This window comes from Pseudomonas sp. BO3-4 (assembly GCF_034044115.1).
Lineage (GTDB): Bacteria > Pseudomonadota > Gammaproteobacteria > Pseudomonadales > Pseudomonadaceae > Aquipseudomonas > Aquipseudomonas alloputida.
Window position 1 is genome coordinate 1,749,039 of sequence record NZ_CP139018.1, and the last position, 17,306, is coordinate 1,766,344.

Annotated in this window: 15 protein-coding genes; 4 read left to right on the plus strand and 11 right to left on the minus strand. The window is 62.5% G+C overall.

From position 1 onward, the window contains the following. The first annotated feature begins 33 nt into the window (after positions 1 to 33). Positions 34 to 1,227 carry a D-amino acid dehydrogenase gene (locus tag REH59_RS08170; RefSeq protein WP_014860677.1) on the plus strand — a complete coding sequence of 398 codons (1,194 nt, stop codon included), beginning with the start codon at positions 34 to 36 and terminating at the stop codon, positions 1,225 to 1,227. Between the two features lie 118 nt (positions 1,228 to 1,345). On the opposite strand, the gene REH59_RS08175 is transcribed toward REH59_RS08170, so the two are convergent. The 3 genes from REH59_RS08175 to REH59_RS08185 all read right to left on the minus strand — a co-directional run bounded on the left by REH59_RS08175 (position 1,346) and on the right by REH59_RS08185 (position 4,558). Then, positions 1,346 to 2,074, minus strand: a complete 729-nt coding sequence (locus REH59_RS08175) for an aspartate/glutamate racemase family protein (RefSeq protein WP_010955048.1) — start codon at positions 2,072 to 2,074, stop codon at positions 1,346 to 1,348. Positions 2,075 to 2,090: 16 nt separating this feature from the next. Beyond that, positions 2,091 to 3,623 carry an NCS1 family nucleobase:cation symporter-1 gene (locus tag REH59_RS08180; protein WP_320450474.1) on the minus strand — a complete coding sequence of 511 codons (1,533 nt, stop codon included), beginning with the start codon at positions 3,621 to 3,623 and terminating at the stop codon, positions 2,091 to 2,093. Positions 3,624 to 4,120: 497 nt separating this feature from the next. Beyond that, positions 4,121 to 4,558 carry an Lrp/AsnC family transcriptional regulator gene (locus REH59_RS08185; RefSeq protein WP_003254357.1) on the minus strand — a complete coding sequence of 146 codons (438 nt, stop codon included), beginning with the start codon at positions 4,556 to 4,558 and terminating at the stop codon, positions 4,121 to 4,123. Positions 4,559 to 4,691: 133 nt separating this feature from the next. Here REH59_RS08185 and REH59_RS08190 point away from each other — a divergent pair, with 133 nt between their 5' ends. Both REH59_RS08190 and REH59_RS08195 read left to right on the plus strand, forming a co-directional pair. After that, complete coding sequence (locus REH59_RS08190) at positions 4,692 to 5,615, plus strand: DMT family transporter (RefSeq protein WP_014860675.1); 924 nt, start codon at positions 4,692 to 4,694, stop codon at positions 5,613 to 5,615. A 31-nt stretch (positions 5,616 to 5,646) separates the two neighbouring features. After that, the gene (locus REH59_RS08195) at positions 5,647 to 6,573 is read left to right on the plus strand and encodes a class I SAM-dependent methyltransferase (protein WP_405124443.1); all 927 of its coding nucleotides are present in this window, start codon (positions 5,647 to 5,649) and stop codon (positions 6,571 to 6,573) included. 13 nt (positions 6,574 to 6,586) lie between these two features. Here REH59_RS08195 and REH59_RS08200 read toward each other — a convergent pair whose 3' ends face one another. Next, positions 6,587 to 7,585: a sulfate ABC transporter substrate-binding protein gene (locus REH59_RS08200; protein ID WP_003254353.1), complete on the minus strand. Its 999-nt coding sequence runs from the start codon at positions 7,583 to 7,585 to the stop codon at positions 6,587 to 6,589. 209 nt (positions 7,586 to 7,794) lie between these two features. Continuing rightward, positions 7,795 to 8,616: an ion transporter gene (locus REH59_RS08205; RefSeq protein WP_014860673.1), complete on the minus strand. Its 822-nt coding sequence runs from the start codon at positions 8,614 to 8,616 to the stop codon at positions 7,795 to 7,797. A 146-nt stretch (positions 8,617 to 8,762) separates the two neighbouring features. On the opposite strand from REH59_RS08205, the gene REH59_RS08210 reads away from it, so the two are divergent. Then, complete coding sequence (locus tag REH59_RS08210; RefSeq protein WP_128573924.1) at positions 8,763 to 9,503, plus strand: RHS repeat-associated core domain-containing protein; 741 nt, start codon at positions 8,763 to 8,765, stop codon at positions 9,501 to 9,503. Between the two features lie 50 nt (positions 9,504 to 9,553). Here REH59_RS08210 and REH59_RS08215 read toward each other — a convergent pair whose 3' ends face one another. From REH59_RS08215 to gcl, 6 genes are all read right to left on the minus strand, one after another. Next, positions 9,554 to 10,429 (minus strand): urea transporter, encoded by an 876-nt coding sequence (locus REH59_RS08215; RefSeq protein WP_014860670.1) that lies wholly within the window; start codon positions 10,427 to 10,429, stop codon positions 9,554 to 9,556. A gap of 206 nt (positions 10,430 to 10,635) precedes the next feature. Continuing rightward, the gene (gene pyk, locus REH59_RS08220) at positions 10,636 to 12,051 is read right to left on the minus strand and encodes a pyruvate kinase (protein ID WP_003254349.1); all 1,416 of its coding nucleotides are present in this window, start codon (positions 12,049 to 12,051) and stop codon (positions 10,636 to 10,638) included. Further along, the gene (locus tag REH59_RS08225) at positions 12,048 to 13,322 is read right to left on the minus strand and encodes a glycerate kinase type-2 family protein (RefSeq protein WP_014590193.1); all 1,275 of its coding nucleotides are present in this window, start codon (positions 13,320 to 13,322) and stop codon (positions 12,048 to 12,050) included. The genes pyk and REH59_RS08225 overlap by 4 nt, the downstream gene beginning before the upstream one ends. A 240-nt stretch (positions 13,323 to 13,562) precedes the next feature. Then, entirely contained in the window at positions 13,563 to 14,456 is an 894-nt protein-coding gene (locus tag REH59_RS08230; protein WP_003254347.1) for a 2-hydroxy-3-oxopropionate reductase, read from the minus strand. A gap of 152 nt (positions 14,457 to 14,608) precedes the next feature. After that, positions 14,609 to 15,391 carry a hydroxypyruvate isomerase gene (gene hyi / locus REH59_RS08235; RefSeq protein ID WP_012051673.1) on the minus strand — a complete coding sequence of 261 codons (783 nt, stop codon included), beginning with the start codon at positions 15,389 to 15,391 and terminating at the stop codon, positions 14,609 to 14,611. A 54-nt stretch (positions 15,392 to 15,445) separates the two neighbouring features. Next, a complete protein-coding gene (gene gcl / locus REH59_RS08240; protein ID WP_003254345.1) occupies positions 15,446 to 17,221 on the minus strand; it encodes a glyoxylate carboligase in 1,776 nt (591 codons plus the stop codon). Positions 17,222 to 17,306 lie beyond the last annotated feature (85 nt).

Consider the following 17,306-nt stretch of genomic DNA (forward strand, 5'->3'; position numbering starts at 1 on the left):
TGTTTGGCAAGGAAGCCGGAACAGGGATGAGCGATGAAGCAGCGGGTAACGGTGATCGGTGGCGGAGTGGTGGGCCTGGCGACGGCCTACGCGCTGGTTCGGGAAGGGTGGTCGGTTGATCTGATCGAGGCCCGCGACAGCCTGGCGTCGGCCACCAGCTTTGCCAATGGCGGGCAATTGTCCTATCGCTATGTGGCGCCGCTGGCTGATGCCGGGGTGCCGTGGCAGGCGCTGGGCTGGCTGTTGCAGGGCGAGTCGCCATTGCGCTTGCGCTTGCGCATGGACCCGGCCCAGTGGCGCTGGCTGCTGGCATTCACCCTGGCTTGCAGGCGTAGCGTCAATCGCCGTAATGCCGGGCACTTGCTTGAGCTGGCGCTGTACAGCCAGGCCGTTTTGGCGCAGTGGCGCGAACACCAGAACCTGGGGGATTTCGCCTGGCGGCGCAATGGCAAGCTGGTGGCTTTTCGCAGTGAACGGGCCTTTGCCCAAGGCCGGGAACAGTTGACGGACCCGGCTAGTCAGCAGGTGCTGGCGGCTGCCGAGCTGCGCGGGCTGGAGCCTGCCCTGGATGGCGCACCGTTTGTGGGGGGCGTGTTCACGGCGGGCGAAGAGGTTGGCGATTGCCACGTGTTTTGCTTGCGGCTGGAGGCGCTGTTGCGCGCGTCGGGCCAGTGCCGTTTCCTGCTTGGCCGGCCAGTGACGCAATTGGTTCAGCGCCAGGGCCAGGTCGTGGCACTGCAATTGGGCGATCTGCAGCTGGACGTGGAGCAGTTGGTGCTGTGTGCCGGGCATCGCGGCCCAGGCTTGGCATTACCGGGGGTGCAGATACCGGTTTACCCGCTGAAGGGCTACAGCCTGACCGCACCGATCAGCGCCGGGCACCTGCCCCCGGAGGTGAGCCTTACCGACTATGAGCGCAAAATTGTCTATGCACGCCTGGGGCAGCAGCTGCGGGTAGCGGCGATGGTGGACATTGTCGGCTTCGACGAGTCGGTGGACATGCGCCGTTTGCAGAGCATGCGGCGGCTGGCGCTGGAGACGCTGCCGAGGGCGGCGGATTATGGCCAGGCGGTGGAGTGGGCGGGGATGCGACCAGCGACACCTACCGGGGTGCCGATCATAGGTGGGACGGTGTACCGCAACCTGTGGCTGAACCTGGGGCATGGGGCGTTGGGGTTCACCTTGGCCTGTGGCAGTGCGCAGCGTTTGGCCAGGATGATGTGTTAAGCGGGCCGGCCTCTTCGCGGCTAAAGCCGCTCCTACGAGGACCCCACGGTATTCAGGCTTGCGCTGGACCGGTAGGAGCGGCTTTAGCCGCGAAGAGGCCGGTACAGGCGAAGGATGTCTAGCGGCCGAAGCGCATCGGCCAGCCCACCACTTTCTTCGCCCGTGGCGTCGCATAGGTGCGCACTTTGGACGTGCTCAAACCCATGCGCACCAGCGATTCGGCAATGGTCACCGCTGCACTCACACCATCCACCACCGGCACGCCGGTGCGTTGGCGAATCTGCTCGTCCAGCCCGGCCATGCCGCCACAACCCAGGCAAATCACCTCGGCCTTGTCGTCACGCACGGCGCGTTCGGCCTGCTCGACAATCGCCTCCACGGCCCGCAGCGGGTCGGCTTCCAGTTCCAGCACCGCCAGCCCGCTGGCTCGCACCGAGGCGCAGCGGTCATACAGGCCCGAGAGCTTCAGGCGGTCCTCGATCAATGGCACGGTGCGGTCAAGCGTGGTTACTACGGAATAGGCGTGGCCCAGGTACATTGCCGTGCTGGCGGCGGCATCAGTAATGTCCACCACAGGCACGTTGAGCAGTTCCTGCAGGCCTTCGCGGCCATGTTCGCCATAACCGGCCTGGATCACGGCATCGTAGGGCCCTTCAAAGGCCAGGACCCGGTCCATCACCGCGATGGCCGCCAGGTAGCTTTCGAAGTTGCCCTCCACCGATTCGGCGCCGAACCAGGGTGTGAGGCCGACGATTTCGGTACCGGGTGCGGCCACCGCACGGGCCTGTTCGGCAATGGCGTGGGTGATGGCTTCGGTGGTGTTGACGTTGGCGATCAGAATGCGCATGGGCAGTCCTCCCTGACTAATGGCTGCTGTGATCGACGGCGATGCACTCGCCGCTGACGTCGTGGTAATGGCGGTTACGTGGCGCGATCAGCAGGTACAGGGCGGCGGCGATGCCGGCACCGATCAGCCAGGAGAACGGCGCGATACCCTGGAAGTTGGGCACCAGGGCCAGCACGATGGCCAGCAGTGCGGCCGGCACGAAGGCGGCCACGGCGCGCAGGTTGATGCCCTTGCTGTAGTGATAGGCGCCGGCCGGGTGCTCGGTATACAGCTCTGGCACGTTGATGCAGCCTTTGCGCAGCAACCAGTAGTCGGACATGATCACGCCGTACAGCGGGCCGAGCAGGGCGCCCAGGCCCGACAGGAAGTACACGATCACCAGCGGGCTGTTGTACAGGTTCCACGGCAGGATCAGCACCGCCAGGGTGGCACTGATCAGCCCGGCACGGCGGAAGTTCAGGTGGCGCGGTGCCAGGTTGCTGAGTACGAAGGCCGGGGCGACGAAGTTGGCCATGATGTTCACCGCCACGGTGACGATCAGGAAGGCCAGGCAGCCGAGCACCAGGAATGGCGTGCTGGGTATGGCGGCGACGATCTGCGTAGGGCTGTCGATGATGTGGCCGTTGATCTGGAATTGCGCGCCGCACAGCACCACGGTGATCACGGCGAATACCAGGATGTTTACCGGCAGGCCCCAGAAGTTGCCGACGCGGATGGTCTTGCGGCAAGGCGAGGAGCGGGCGAAGTCACAGAAGTTCAGCACCAGGGTGCCGTAGATCGCCAGCCACAGTGCGCCGCCGGCGAAGATGTTGCGCCACATCTCGTAGCCGGTCAGCGGGGTAGCCACCGACCAGGCAATGCGCGCGTCGGCCTTGAAGTACATGAACACCGCCAGGGCGGCGACGGTCAGCAGGATCACTGGGCCGGCAAAGGCCTCGTAACGGCGCACCATCTCCATGCCGTAGGCCAGGATCACCAGCTGCACCAGCCAGATCGACACGAAACACACCCAGCCCAGGCTCGACAGGCCGAGGATGCTGTCGTGGTCGTAGGCTGCCATTTGCGGCCACACGGCGGTGAGCAGCACCCGAAGCACCACCGATGCCAGGTAGGTCTGGATGCCGAACCAGGCGATGGCGATGACGGCACGGATCAGCGCCGGGATCTGCGCGCCGTGGATGCCGAAGGCAATGCGGCTGATGACCGGGAACGGTACCCCGGTTTTCTGGCCCATGTAACCCGACAGGTTCATGAAGAAGTACACCAGGACCGCGCCGATGGCCAGCGACAACAGAATTTGCCAGCCGCCCAGGCCGAGGGCGAACAAGCCCATGGCGAACGAATAGTTGGCGATATTGTGCACATCGTTGGTCCACAGCGCGAAGATGCTGTAGCCGCCCCAGCGACGGCCTTCCATACGCGTGGGCGCCAGGTCGCGGTTATGCAGGCGCGGGCTGAGAACAAGGTCCGGCTGGTGGCCGGCAAGCGTGGACGCGGGGTGTGTGCTGGCGACGGATAGTTCAGGGGCAAGGTCGAGGCTGCTACCCATTCCGGCGGGCTCCTGATGCACATGGACTGCGATGAGCGGGCATGCGCACGGGCTCGCCATCTCGTCGGTGCAGCGTTGGCATCACAGGGTTGTGGGCGCGGCGGCCGACATTGGGTCGGCGTCGCGGATTCTTGTGTATCTATGTTTTGTTTAAGTTGTATACAAAACACGAACACACAAAAGCGAGTTCCATGCCAAGGGAAGAGCAGGTTTCATCAGGCGATCATTTCGAACTTATCTTGTTAAAAGGTAAGTTAATGAAATACAGAGAATATAAGTTGACCAAATGAACAAGTTATATTTTTTGAAAGATTGATTAGTTGATCATTTGGTCAAAATAACGGGTGGAAAGTGTGTAACGAATTGGGGCGCCACTGAAGAAAGTGCACACAAAAATGGCACCTATGGTTACGTTTTTGTGTACAAAAAATAGTCAGCTTTTCCTGTGCTGGCCTCTTCGCGGGCACGCCTGCGAAGAGGCCAGCACATGGAGCCAATCAATCCATTGGCGGCAACCGCCGCTTGACCGGGGTCTTCTTGATGATCGCGGTATTGGTCTCGGCCAGCACATTCATGAGGTCGAGCAGGGTGTCCAGCTGCTCCATCGAGCGCACATGCAGTCGGGCGACGAAGCAGTCTTCGCCAATGACCTTGTCGCATTCGGTGAACTCAGGGATGGCAATGATCTGGCGCTCCACCTCCTGCAGCTTCCCCGGTAGCGGACGGATGCGTACGATCGCCTGCAACTGGTAGCCAAAGGCGCGCGGGTCGACCTCCACGGTGTAGCCGCGCAGCACGCCACGCTCCTCCAGCCGGCGCAGGCGCTCGCTGACGCTAGGTGCGGACAGCCCGCTGACCTGCGCCAGCGCCTTGAGCGAGCGGCGCGAGTCCTCCATCAGTGCGTTGATCAATAATTGGTCAATGGCATCGGTCATGCTCACCTCATCAGGTAATTCGTGTTATCTGCCTTGATAGTAAAGGCAGGTTGGCGAAAATGCCTTGGTTATCCGCTGGATGGCCAGCCTGCAGCCTTTGCATACTGTTGCCATTATCAAAAGGAGGTTTGAGATGGACAGTTCATTGCGCCGTGGCTCGCTGGAAATGGTCACCGCCATGCTGATTTCCGGGACCATTGGCTGGTTCGTGCTGGTGTCCGGCCAGCCGGTGCTGGATGTGGTGTTCTGGCGCTGCGTGTTCGGTGCCGTGACCTTGCTGGCGATTTGCGCCGCGTTTGGCTTTCTGCGACCGGGCGTGATCAGCCGCACGGCATTTTTGCTGGCGATTGCCAGCGGGGTGGCCATTGTCGGCAACTGGCTGCTGTTGTTCGCTTCATACGCACGGGCGTCGATTGCCATCGGCACGGCGGTGTACAACGTGCAGCCGTTCATGCTGGTGGGGCTGGCGGCGCTGTTTCTGGGCGAAAAGATCACCTTGGCCAAGGTGACCTGGCTGAGTGTGGCGTTCCTCGGCATGCTGGCCATCGTCAGTGCCCATGGCGCTGGGCAAAGTAATGGCGAGGACTATCTGCTGGGGATTGCCCTGGCGCTGGGGGCGGCGTTTCTGTATGCGATCGCGGCCTTGATCATCAAGCGCCTGAGTGGCACGCCCCCGCACCTGATTGCGTTGATTCAGGTAACCACGGGTGTGTTGCTGCTAGCGCCATGGGTCACGCTTGGCGGGTTGCCGGTTGAAGTGCCGGCGTTGGCCAGCTTGTTGACACTGGGCATGGTGCACACCGGCCTGATGTATGTGCTGTTGTACAGCGCCATCCAGCGTTTGCCCACGGCCTTGACCGGTGCGCTGTCGTTCATTTACCCGATTGCGGCAATTCTTGTGGACTGGGTGGCGTTCGGGCACCGCCTGGCGCCGCTGCAGTGGCTGGGGGTGGGGTTGATCCTGTTGGCGGCGGCGGGGATGCAGCAGGGGTGGTGGTTCCGCTCGGCGCGGCATCCTGTAGGCGCGGGTTTACCCGCGAAGAGGCCCGCAAGGTAGAATGCCGCTTTTTGCCAGCCTGCGATCCGCCATGACCTCGCCCATCGACACCCTTGAGCAACACCTGCTTGCCGCCCTCGACCCTGCCCCACAGGAAACCCGCCGCCTGTTTCACGGCCGTGGCCGCTGCTGGCAGGGCCTGGAGCAGGTCACCGTCGACTGGCTGCAGGGCGTGCTGTCGGTCGCCTTGTTCCGTGAGCCGCCCGAAGGCCAGCTCGCCGAACTGGAAGCCATGCTGCGCAGCTTGGCCGCGCGTCCGCAGTGGACGGGGCAGGCGGTCATCATCCAGCACCGCTACCTGCCCGACAGCCCGGGCCAGTGGCTGCTGGGTGAGCCGTGCCAGCAACGCGAAGTGATCGAGGACGGCCTGACCTACCTGCTGGACTTGGGCGTGCGGCAAAACAATGGCCTGTTCCTCGACATGCGCTATGGCCGCCGTTGGGTGCGCGAGCAGGCGGCGGGCAAGCGCGTGCTGAACCTGTTCGCTTATACCTGCGGCTTTTCCGTGGCAGCGATTGCCGGTGGCGCTGAGCAGGTGGTGAACCTGGACATGGCCAAGTCGGCCCTGTCGCGGGGCCGGGACAACCATCGCCTCAATGGCCACGATGCATCACGGGTGGCGTACCTGGGGCATGAACTGTTCAAGTCGTGGGGCAAGGTGCGCAAGTACGGGCCTTATGACCTGATCATCATCGACCCGCCAACCTTCCAGCGTGGCAGCTTTGTGCTGACCCAGGATTACGCAAAGATCCTGCGGCGTTTGCCTGAGTTGTTGAGCGAAGGCGGGACGGTGCTGGCGTGTGTCAACGACCCGGGGATCGGGCCTGAGTTTCTGATTGAAGGCATGGCAGAGCAGGCGCCTTCGTTGGCTTATGTCGAACGCCTGGAAAACCCGCCGGAGTTTCCGGACGTTGACCCGGCGGGGGGGCTGAAGGCCTTGGTGTTCCGCCGGGTTTGATGTTGCTTGTGCGTTACTGACCGGTATAGATCTGGTCAAACACCCCACCGTCATTGAAGTGGGTCTTCTGCACGGTACGCCAGTCACCGAAGGTTTTCTCCACCGACAGGAAGTCCACTTTCGGGAAGCGGTCGGTGTACTTGGCCAGTACCGTCGCATCACGCGGGCGCAGGTAGTTGTTGGCGGCGATCTCCTGGGCTGCGGGTGACCACAGGTACTTCAGGTATTCCTCGGCCACGGCCTGGGTGCCTTTCCTGTCCACTACCTTGTCGACCACCGTCACCGGTGGCTCGGCTTCGGCCGATACGCTTGGGTAGACCACTTCGAACTGGTCGCGGCCGAACTCGCGGGCGATCATCTCGGCTTCGTTCTCGAAGGTGACCAGCACGTCACCGATCTGGTTGGTCATGAACGTGGTGGTGGCGGCACGGCCACCGGTGTCCAGCACGGGTGCCTGTTTGAACAGCTTGCCGACGAAGTCGCGGGCTTTGCTTTCATCGCCGCCTTGCTTGAGTACGTAGCCCCAGGCCGACAGGTAGGTATAGCGGCCATTACCCGAGGTTTTCGGGTTGGGCACGATCACCTGGACACCGTCCTTGAGCAGGTCGGGCCAGTCTTTCAGGGCTTTCGGGTTGCCCTTGCGCACGATGAACACAGTGGCCGAGGTGAACGGCGCGCTGTTGTTCGGCAGGCGGGTTACCCAGTTGTCGGGCACCAGCTTGCCGTTGTCTGCCAGGGCGTTGATGTCGGTGGCCATGTTCATGGTGATGACATCGGCCGGCAGGCCATCGATCACCGCACGGGCCTGCTTGCTCGAACCGCCGAAGGACATCTGCACGTTGACCTTCTCGTTGTGCTCGGCTTCCCAGTGCTTCTGGAAGGCCGGGTTGTAGTCCTTGTAGAAGTCGCGCATCACGTCGTAGGAAACGTTGAGCAGGGTGGGGGCGGCCTGGGCGAGGTTGCCCAGGGCCAGGCCTGCGGCGAGCAGCGAGGCGGTGAAGAGTTTTTTCACGTTGCTTCCTTGTTCTTGAAGGGTGTTGGGGCAGATTGCCTGCGACTATAGCGGGTGGGTTTATACGGGTTAAAGAACAAAAAATGCTTTGGTTATGCTTCTGCCTGTGCCGGCCTCTTCGCGGGTAAACCCGCTCCTACGGGGACCGCGCACGGTCCGGGCCTGTTGTAGGGGCGGGTTTACCCGCGAAGAGGCCGGCGCAGGCGCTGTCACGCTTTGGGAAACAACCCATTCCCACAGCGAGAACAGAACGCTGCCCCATGCTCGTGGGTCTTCTTGTGGCAGGTCGGGCAATCATGCTGCAGCTGCTCCCCACGCATGGCATTGGCCAGCTCGGCGGTAAAGATGCCGGTCGGCACGGCAATGATCGAGTAACCGGTAATCATCACCAGCGACGACAGCACCTGCCCCAGCGGCGTCTTCGGCACGATGTCGCCAAAGCCCACGGTGGTCAGGGTAACGATAGCCCAGTAGATGCCTTTGGGGATGCTGGTAAAACCATGCTCAGGCCCTTCGATCACGTACATCAGCGTGCCGAACACGGTCACCAGCGTCGATACCGTCACCAGGAACACGATGATCTTCTGCTTGCTGCCGCGTAGCGCCTCCATCAGGTAATGGGCCTGCTTGAGGTACGGGCTGAGCTTGAGTACACGGAAGATCCGCAGCATCCGGATGACCCGGATGATGAGCAGGTACTGGGCGTCGCTGTAGTACAGCGCGAGGATCCCCGGCACGATCGCCAGTAAATCGACCAGGCCGTAGAAACTGAAGGCATAGCGCAGTGGCTTGGGCGAGCAGTACAGGCGGGTGATGTATTCGGCCAGGAAGATCGCGGTAAAGCCCCACTCGATACCGGCCAGCAGGCCCGCGTAGCCCTGGTGCACCTCATCGATGCTGTCGAGGATCACCGTGACCAGACTGGCCAGGATGATCAGCAACAGGATCTTGTCGAAGCGGCGACCGGCTACGGTGTCGGTCTGGAAGACGATGACGAAGAGCCGCTCGCGTATTGATTGCGGGGTTTGCATGGCTTGTGATCCGGATGCGTAAGCAACAAGCCTAAAAGGTCAGTGTCCGGGCCTGCAACAGGCTGAACTGGCAAAAATGCCAGTTCTAGGTATCTGAGTGGTGGGCGCAGAATAGCGTCAGGCACGGGAAAGTGTGTGAGATGGTCATGAAAAGGGTAACTGAACCACGGGGCTTGGCTGGGCGAACACTGTCATATAACGCTTACGGCTTTTTGCAGAAGGGGTCGGGCACTGCGTTGGGGTTCAATGGCGAGAGGAAGGAAGAGGTGCTGCAAGGCTATGCTCTGGGCAACGGGTATCGGTTCTATTGCCCTGCACTTATGCGCTTTTTCAGCCCTGACGTGTTGAGTCCGTTCGGTAAGGGTGGGGTCAACACGTATTCCTATTGCCAAGGTGATCCGGTCAATCGCTTGGACCCGACTGGTGGAACAGGCATTTTGAAACGTTTGCCGGGGCGGGCAAGGCGAGTGGCCGTGGTCAGTCCTGTAAAAGCGATAGATGATCGAGTTTCACCGGCGTTCAAAAATGGTCCCGGCAAGTATCAGCTTGCGCGCACTGTTTCGAGTGAAGTCGTTGATTTTAGCGGCTCTGGCACCACCGAAGATTTCAGTGGCGCGCCTGTGAAGATACGTCCCGTAGCGACAGTAGCAGGCGTTCCGTCACAAGGGCCAACTATCGATGAGCTTGGAGCGCCTTGGCATAACCATTGGCACTGGGAACACAGGCCGGGCACTCAGCCAATGAGTCTGGACCAGATGATTCCCAATCATCAGCGGGCCCAGAACACTCAGATTGCCGATATCGAGCACTCCATGGCGTTTATCAGGGAGCAGGGCGCACGCCAGGTATTGGATATCCAGGCGCTGGCATCCTTTGGTCATGGGTAAGTGGCACAGCGTGGCTGACAGAGTCCTGCACATCCGATGTGTTTTGGCCTTCAGTTATGTAGACGCCATATATTCCGACGCAGCAGAAGCTGCCAGAAGTGGTTGCCCGAATGCATCAGCCAGCAGGCCAGTACGAACGGCGCTGTCAGCCCTGCAATGGGCATCAAGTTGAGCAGCGGTTGTAGCAACAGCGCCAGGGCAATGGCCAGCACCGTCACCCAGGGCTTTTCACCTTGCCTGCTGAAGGCCAGTGCCGCCAGTGCGCCATTGAAGCCGTACAGGCCTAACCAGGCGGCCTGCGCCTGGTCGGCGAGCAACGCCACGCCGCCACCAATGGCCGAGCCGATCACCGCCCACAGCGCCGCATAGGGGTTGGCGATGAACATGCCGACGATGATCAGCAACCCGGCCAAGGGCTGGTCGAGCAGGAAGATCTGGCCCACGCCGCGGGCCAACGCGTACAGCGGGTCAGCTTCGACGAAGCCGCTGGGTGAGGGGCTGACGACTAGCAGTGTGCCCCAGCCCAGCAGCACGAATGGCGCGGTGTAGGCGACCAGCAACTTGCCGCCGCGCTTGCGCCACTGGTGGGTGATGATGCTGGACAGGCCGCCGGCGGCGATGATCAGGGGGGGCAATATGACCGACCAGGGCAGCACGGCGCTGATCAGGATGCCGATCAGCACGCCGTTGTAGCAGTACAGCCCGGCCTGGCGGTCGGCACGGTCATAGCCGCGTGCCTGGGCGGTGAGCAGGCCGGCCAGGGCGCCAAGCAGCGCGCCGCCGACCAGGTTGGGCGCCGTCAGCAGGATGGCAAGCAGGCAGCACAGGCCGCACAGGGGGTTGCGCAGCAGCAGCACCTGGCTGAAACCGTTGAGTAACGCCGTGGCCCAGTCGGGGCACGGGTTGACGAAATTTTTGGTGTACATGGGGCAGTCAGTGAGGTTGATGGGGGAGCGGTGGGCCTCTTTGGGCCTCGGTTTTCCGCGGTCGGGTAGAGCGGTATTCGGGGAGGGCTTTGCCCTCCAATCGCGACACGAGGCCGCTCCCACAGGGATCGCATTCCCTTGTGCCAGCGTGGCCCTGTGGGAGCGGCCTTGTGTCGCGAAAGGGGCGCAACGCGCCCCCGGCAATCTCAGATCAAAGTCTCGATCCGCAGTGTGTTAGTCGTACCCGGCTTGCCGAAAGGCACGCCAGCGGTGATCAGCAGCGTGTCGCCACGGCTGGCCATGCCTTGCGCCTGGGCAATCTCCAGGGCGGTGGAAACCACCTCGTCGACCTGACGCAGGCGGTCGTTGACCACCGAATGCACACCCCAAGCCACGCTCAGGCGGCGTGCGGTGTTCAGGTTCGGCGTCAGGTTGAGGATCGGTGCCCGTGGCCGCTCGCGTGCCGCGCGCAGGGTCGAGGCACCCGACTCGCTGTAGTTGACCAGCACCGCCACCGGCAGGATGCCGCTGATGCGGCGGATGGCGCAGCTGATGGCATCCGACACGGTCGCTTCGGCCTTTGGCCGGCCGACGTCGAGCTGGGCCTGGTAGTCCGGGCCGTTCTCCACCTGGCGGATGATCTTGCTCATCATCTGCACGGCTTCGAGCGGGTAATCACCCGAGGCGGTTTCGGCCGACAGCATCACTGCATCGGCACCTTCGGCCACCGCGTTGGCCACGTCGGTGACTTCGGCACGGGTTGGCGCTGGCGAGAAACGCATCGACTCGAGCATCTGCGTGGCCACCACCACGGGTTTGCCCAGCTGGCGGCAGGTGCCGATGATGCGCTTCTGGATCTGCGGCACGCTCTCGGCCGGTACTTCCACGCCCAGGTCACCACGGGCCACCATGATCGCGTCTGCCAGCTCGGCGATGGCTTGCAGTTGCTCGACGGCCGATGGTTTCTCGATCTTGGCCATCAGGTAGGCGCGGTCGCCAATCAGCTGGCGCGCTTCGACGATGTCCTCAGGGCGCTGCACGAACGACAGGGCGACCCAGTCCACACCCAGCTCCAGGCCAAAGGCCAGGTCGCGGCGGTCTTTTTCGGTGAGTGGGGAGAGGTCGAGCACCGCTTGCGGTACGTTGACGCCCTTACGGTCGGAAAGCTCGCCACCGTTCAGCACCTCGGTGTCAATCGCGTCGCTGTGCTTGGCGGTCACGCGCAGGCGCAGTTTGCCGTCGTCCAGCAGCAGGTCCATGCCGGGCTCGAGGGCGGCGATGATTTCGGGGTGCGGCAGGTTGACCCGGCGGCTGTCGCCCGGGGTTTTGTCCAGGTCCAGGCGCAGGGCCTGCCCGCGTTGCAACTGCACTTTGCCTTCGGCGAAGCGGCCAACGCGCAGCTTCGGCCCTTGCAGGTCCATGAGGATGCCCAGCGGGTAGTTCAGTTGCTGCTCGACTTCGCGGATCCACTGGTAGCGCAGGGCGTGGTCGGCATGCTCGCCATGGCTGAAGTTGAGGCGAAAGATGTTCACCCCGGCTTCGACCAGCTGGCGGATATCGTCGATGCCGTTGATCGCAGGGCCAAGGGTGGCGAGGATCTTAACTTTTTTATCAGGCGTCATGATTGGGCAGTCTCGAGGATCAGGATGGCGCGGAAGTCGTTGACGTTGGTGCGGGTCGGTTCGGTGACGATCAGCGCATCCAGCGCGGCGAAGTAGCCGTAGCCGTTGTTGTTGTCCAGCTCGTCGCTGGCCGAAAGGCCCAATGCTTCGGCGCGGTCGTAGCTGGTTGGGGTCATCAAGGCGCCGGCGTTTTCTTCCGAGCCATCAATGCCGTCGGTGTCACCGGCCAGGGCGTACACGCCCGGCAGGCCTTTGAGGCTTTCGGTGAGGCTGAGCAGGAACTCGGCGTTACGCCCGCCACGGCCATTGCCGCGCACGGTCACGGTGGTTTCGCCACCCGACAGGATCACGCAGGGCGCTTTGAGCGGCTGGCCGTGCTGAACGATTTGCCGGGCGATACCGGCATGCACCTTGGCCACTTCGCGCGATTCACCTTCCAGGTCGCCGAGGATCAGCGGGCTGAAACCGGCCTGACGGGCTTTGACCGCGGCGGCCTCGAGCGACTGCTGGGGTTTGGCGATCAACTGGAAGTGGCTGCGGGCCAGGGCCGGGTCATCGGCCTTGACGGTTTCCGAGGCCGGGTTGTTCAGCCAGTCGATGACCGCTTTGGGCGCTTCGATGTTGTAGCGTTTGAGGATGGCCAGGGCGTCGGCCGAGGTGCTAGGGTCGGCCACGGTGGGGCCGGAAGCGATGACCGTGGCGAGGTCGCCCGGTACATCGGAAATGGCATAGGTGTAGACCGTGGCCGGCCAGCAGGCCTTGGCCAGGCGCCCGCCCTTGATCGCCGAGAGGTGCTTGCGCACGCAGTTCATCTCGCCGATGGTGGCGCCGGATTTCAGCAGCGCCTTGTTGATCTGCTGCTTGTCGGCCAGGGTCAGGCCTTCGGCAGGCAGGGCCAGCAGCGCCGAGCCACCGCCAGACAGCAGGAAGATGACGCGGTCTTCTTCGTTGAGGTTGCTGACCAGTTCCAGCACGCGCTTGGCCACCGCCAGGCCGGCAGCGTCCGGGACCGGGTGGGCGGCTTCGACCACCTCGATCTTCTGGCAGTTGGCGCCGTGGCCGTAACGGGTCACGACCAGGCCGGAGACTTCGCCCTGCCAGCTTTTCTCGACCACTTCGGCCATGGCAGCTGCGGCCTTGCCGGCGCCGATGACGATAACCCGGCCGCTGCGATCGGCGGGCAGGTAGGGTTCGAGGACTTGACGGGGGTGGGCGGCGGCGATGGCTGTGTCGAACAGTTCGCGGAGAAGTTTTTGCGGATCGACCGACATGGCAGGCTCCCAATTATTGTTGTTCTGCAGAATCAAAAACGCCCCTGGAACTGCCTCCGTGCAGGCCGAACCAGGGGCGGGTGTTGCTCGATGCCACCATTGGGCCTGTGGTCGCAGGTTCAACGGCGTTGGCTTCTTCGCGGACAAGCCCCGCTCCTACATGCACAGCTCTGAGCGATTGTGCGGTCTTTGGTAGGAGCGGGTTTACCCGCGAAGAGGCCAGTGAAGGCTAAAAACGACTTATTTGTCGTCGCGGATCGAGAAGTTGGCCATGTGCTCCAGGCCTTTGATCAGCGCCGAGTGGTCCCAGTTGCCGCCGCCCAGTGCCTGGCAGGTGTTGAACACTTGCTGGGCATTGGAGGTGTTGGGCAGGTTGATGCCCAGTTCCTTGGCGCCTTGCAGGGCCAGGTTCAGGTCCTTCTGGTGCAGGTTGATGCGGAAGCCTGGGTCGAAGGTGCCCTTGATCATGCGCTCGGCGTGCACTTCGAGGATTTTCGACGAAGCAAAGCCGCCCATCAGTGCTTCACGCACCTTGGCAGGGTCGGCGCCGTTCTTGGCGGCGAACAGCAGGGCTTCGGCCACAGCCTGGATGTTCAGGGCGACAATGATCTGGTTGGCGACCTTGGCGGTCTGGCCGTCACCGTTGCCACCGACCCGGGTAATGTTCTTGCCCATGGCTTCGAACAGCGGCAGGGTGCGCTCGAAGGCTTTCGGGCAGCCACCGACCATGATGCTCAGGGTCGCGGCCTTGGCGCCGACTTCACCACCGGACACTGGGGCGTCCAGGTAGGCGGCACCGGTAGCCTTGATTTTTTCGGCGAAGGCTTTGGTAGCGGTAGGGGAGATCGAGCTCATGTCGATCACCACCTTGTTCGGGCCAACGCCTTCGGCCACGCCGTTTTCACCGAACAGGACGCTTTCGACCTGCGGGGTGTCGGGAACCATGACGATGATGAATTCGGCTTCCTGGGCAACTTCTTTCGGGTTGGCCAGGGCCACGGCACCGGCGGCGATCAGGTCGGCTGGCGCGGCGTCGTGGTGGGTGGAAACGAAGATGCTGTGACCTGCTTTTTGCAGGTTCTGGGCCATGGGCTTGCCCATGATGCCGGTGCCGATGAAACCGATTTTAGCCATGAGAGATTACCTCTTTGTAATTGTGATATCTCAAGCAAGCTTTGGCCCCCTGTGGGAGCGGGCTCGCCCGCGAAGCAGACAACTCGGTGGATGGCACCGGCTTTGCCGGTGTTCGCGGGCGAGCCCGCTCCCACAGGGTCCCGAGTTGTTCCTCAGATTGCGTTGTGGGTTTTTAGCCAGCCCAGGCCTGCTTCGGTGGTGGTCTTGGGCTTGTACTCCGCGCCCACCCAGCCCTGGTAGCCAATGCGGTCCAGGTGTTCGAACAGGAAGCGGTAGTTGATCTCGCCGGTGCCTGGTTCATTGCGGCCGGGGTTGTCGGCCAGCTGGATGTGGTTGATCAGTTTCAGGTTGGCTTCCATGGTGCGAGCCAGGTCACCTTCCATGATCTGCATGTGGTAGATGTCGTATTGCAGGAACAGGTTGTCGCTGCCCACCTCGGCCTGGATTTCCAGGGCCTGCTGGGTGGTGTTCAGGTAGAAGCCTGGGATGTCGCGGGTGTTGATCATTTCCATGACCAGGCGAATACCGGCGCCCTTGAGCTTGTCAGCGGCGTAGCGCAGGTTCTCGACGAAGGTCTTGCGCACAGTGGCGCAGTCCGGGCCTTGTGGGCGAATGCCGGCCAGGGCGTTGACCTGGGTGTTGCCCAGCACCTTGGCGTATTCGATGGCCTTGTCGACACCCGCGCGGAATTCCTCGACGCGGTCAGGGTGGCAGGTGATACCGCGCTCACCTTTGGCCCAGTCGCCGGCAGGCAGGTTGAACAGCACCTGGGTCAGGCCGTTGGCTTCCAGCTGCTGCTTGATGTCGGCAGCGCTGAAGTCGTACGGGAACAGGTATTCGACGCCGCTGAAACCAGCATCGGCGGCAGCCTTGAAGCGGGCCAGGAAGTCCTGTTCGGTGAACAGCATGGACAGGTTGGCAGCGAAGCGAGGCATGAGTTGTCTCCTTGCGATGAAGGCCCCCAGGGCGTGCCTGGGGGCGTCAGGCGATCAGTCCAGCAGCGAGATGGCGGTTGGCGCGTCGTTGCCGACCAGGGCCAGGTCTTCGAATTCGTTGACCGCGTTGATCTCGGTGCCCATGGAAATGTTGGTCACACGCTCGAGAATCACTTCAACCACCACCGGCACGCGGAACTCTTCGGCCATCTTCTGTGCCTTGATCAGGGCAGGGGCGATTTCTGCTGGCTCGAACACACGGATGGCCTTGCAACCCAGGCCTTCGACCACGGCGACGTGGTCGACACCGTAGGTGGCAGCGTCGGTCGAGTTGATGTTCTCGAACGCCAGTTGTACGCAGTAATCCATGTCGAAGCCACGCTGCGCCTGACGGATCAGGCCCAGGTAGGCGTTGTTGACCAGCACGTGCACGTACGGCAGGTTGAACTGCGCACCCACCGCCAGTTCTTCGATCATGAACTGGAAGTCGTAGTCACCGGACAGCGCCACAACCTTGCGCTTCGGATCGGCTTTGACCACGCCCAGCGCAGCAGGGATGGTCCAGCCCAGCGGGCCGGCCTGGCCGCAGTTGATCCAGTGGCGAGGCTTGTACACATGCAGGAACTGCGCGCCGGCAATCTGCGACAGGCCGATGGTGCTGACGTAGCAGGTGTCTTTGCCGAATACCTGGTTCATTTCTTCGTAGACGCGCTGCGGCTTGACCGGCACGTTGTCGAAGTGGGTCTTGCGCTGCAGGCTCGACTTGCGCTCCTGGCACTCTTCCAGCCAGGCCTTGCGGCACTTGAGCTTGCCGGCGGCTTTCCACTCGCGGGCCACTTCCAGGAACACGTCCAGTGCCTTGCCAGCATCGGAAACGATGCCCAGGTCCGGGGTGAACACGCGGCCGATCTGGGTCGGTTCGATGTCGACATGCACGAACTTGCGGCCTTCGGTGTAGACATCGACGGAACCGGTGTGGCGGTTGGCCCAGCGGTTACCGATACCGAATACCAGGTCGGACTTCAGCAGGGTTGCGTTGCCATAGCGGTGCGAGGTCTGCAGGCCGACCATGCCGACCATCTGGGCGTGGTCGTCCGGGATGGTGCCCCAGCCCATCAGGGTCGGGATCACGGGTACGCCGGTCAGTTCGGCGAATTCGACCAGCTTGTCGCTGGCATCGGCGTTGATGATGCCGCCACCGGCTACCAGCAGTGGGCGCTCGGCGTCATTGAGCAGGGCCAGGGCTTTCTCGGCCTGTACGCGGGTGGCGGATGGCTTGTTGACTGCCAGTGGTTCGTAGGCATCGATGTCGAATTCGATTTCGGCCATCTGCACGTCGAACGGCAGGTCGATCAGCACCGGGCCTGGGCGGCCGGTACGCATTTCATAGAAGGCCTTCTGGAAGGCGTAAGGCACCTGGCCTGGCTCCAGAACGGTGGTCGCCCACTTGGTCACTGGCTTGACGATGTTGGTGATGTCGACAGCCTGGAAGTCTTCCTTGTGCAGGCGGGCACGTGGCGCCTGGCCAGTGATGCACAGAATCGGGATGGAGTCGGCCGAGGCGCTGTACAGGCCGGTGACCATGTCGGTGCCGGCAGGGCCGGAAGTGCCGATGCACACACCGATGTTGCCCGGGTTGGCGCGGGTGTAGCCCTCGGCCATGTGCGAGGCACCTTCGACGTGACGAGCGAGGACGTGATCGATGCCACCGACTTTCTTCAGGGCCGAATACAACGGGTTGATGGCAGCCCCCGGGATGCCGAACGCGGTATCTACACCTTCACGGCGCATGACCAGAACGGCTGCATCGATTGCTCTCATTTTGCTCATGGTTTGTGCCTCATCGATTTTGTAATTGTATACAACTTGCTTTGCGACAGAGTGTATTCACGCCTGATGGTTTAGGTCAATGGGT

Bases quoted from the DNA above. Each gene is read 5' to 3' on its own strand.
- REH59_RS08170 (WP_014860677.1), top strand. From the start codon at position 34: ATGAAGCAGCGGGTAACGGTGATCGGTGGCGGAGTGGTGGGCCTGGCG.
- REH59_RS08175 (WP_010955048.1), bottom strand. From the start codon at position 2,074: ATGCGCATTCTGATCGCCAACGTCAACACCACCGAAGCCATCACCCAC.
- REH59_RS08180 (WP_320450474.1), bottom strand. From the start codon at position 3,623: ATGGGTAGCAGCCTCGACCTTGCCCCTGAACTATCCGTCGCCAGCACA.
- REH59_RS08185 (WP_003254357.1), bottom strand. From the start codon at position 4,558: ATGACCGATGCCATTGACCAATTATTGATCAACGCACTGATGGAGGAC.
- REH59_RS08190 (WP_014860675.1), top strand. From the start codon at position 4,692: ATGGACAGTTCATTGCGCCGTGGCTCGCTGGAAATGGTCACCGCCATG.
- REH59_RS08195 (WP_405124443.1), top strand. From the start codon at position 5,647: ATGACCTCGCCCATCGACACCCTTGAGCAACACCTGCTTGCCGCCCTC.
- REH59_RS08205 (WP_014860673.1), bottom strand. From the start codon at position 8,616: ATGCAAACCCCGCAATCAATACGCGAGCGGCTCTTCGTCATCGTCTTC.
- REH59_RS08210 (WP_128573924.1), top strand. From the start codon at position 8,763: ATGAAAAGGGTAACTGAACCACGGGGCTTGGCTGGGCGAACACTGTCA.
- REH59_RS08215 (WP_014860670.1), bottom strand. From the start codon at position 10,429: ATGTACACCAAAAATTTCGTCAACCCGTGCCCCGACTGGGCCACGGCG.
- pyk (WP_003254349.1), bottom strand. From the start codon at position 12,051: ATGACGCCTGATAAAAAAGTTAAGATCCTCGCCACCCTTGGCCCTGCG.
- REH59_RS08225 (WP_014590193.1), bottom strand. From the start codon at position 13,322: ATGTCGGTCGATCCGCAAAAACTTCTCCGCGAACTGTTCGACACAGCC.
- REH59_RS08230 (WP_003254347.1), bottom strand. From the start codon at position 14,456: ATGGCTAAAATCGGTTTCATCGGCACCGGCATCATGGGCAAGCCCATG.
- hyi (WP_012051673.1), bottom strand. From the start codon at position 15,391: ATGCCTCGCTTCGCTGCCAACCTGTCCATGCTGTTCACCGAACAGGAC.
- gcl (WP_003254345.1), bottom strand. From the start codon at position 17,221: ATGAGCAAAATGAGAGCAATCGATGCAGCCGTTCTGGTCATGCGCCGT.